Source organism: Acinetobacter sp. 226-1 (assembly GCF_030329325.1).
Taxonomy (GTDB): domain Bacteria; phylum Pseudomonadota; class Gammaproteobacteria; order Pseudomonadales; family Moraxellaceae; genus Acinetobacter; species Acinetobacter sichuanensis.
Map to the genome: position 1 here is coordinate 1 of NZ_JACANU010000066.1, position 632 is coordinate 632.

General features: G+C 38.4%; 1 protein-coding gene. It reads left to right on the forward strand.

Annotation, left to right across the window (positions count from 1 at the left end; all coding sequences use genetic code 11):
• Nucleotides 1-70: 70 nt before the first annotated feature.
• On the forward strand, nucleotides 71-632 hold a 562-nt coding region (ampD, locus tag HX124_RS18110), incomplete at its 3' end, for a 1,6-anhydro-N-acetylmuramyl-L-alanine amidase AmpD (RefSeq protein ID WP_286384468.1).

The following is a 632-nucleotide window of genomic DNA, read 5'->3' on the forward strand; positions in this document are numbered from 1 at the left end:
TGACCTTGTTCAGCGTAAACTATCGTACCAAATGCATCCAATGCTTGAATGATTGATAATAGGAATGTTTATGCAAGCAACACCATTTCAAGTGGTTGATGGGCAACTTTTGGGCGCTCGACAAGTGGCTTCTCCCAATTTTAATCAGCGCCCCGAACAGACAGAAATTCAACTGATTGTGATTCATAATATCAGTTTGCCACCTTCACAATTTGGTGGTGGGTATATTGAAAAATTTTTTCAAAATCAACTTGATTGGTCAGTGCATCCATATTTTCAAACCATTGAAAGTATGCAAGTTTCAGCACATTTACTGATTTTAAGAACAGGTGAAGTACTACAATTTGTTAATTTTAAAGATCGGGCTTGGCATGCAGGACGTTCAAGTTACTTGGGCAAAGTAGAGTGTAACGATTACTCTATTGGCATTGAGCTTGAGGGAAGTGATGATTTAGATTTTGAGCAAAATCAATATGATGTATTGGCTCAAGTCGTGGCAGCTTTACAAAAGGCTTATCCTAAAACCGATCAGCATTTGGCTGGGCATTCTGATATTGCACCAAAGCGAAAAACGGATCCTGGTCCACATTTTCAATGGAATGAGTTTAGAGTATTGCTACATAAGCAAAAAC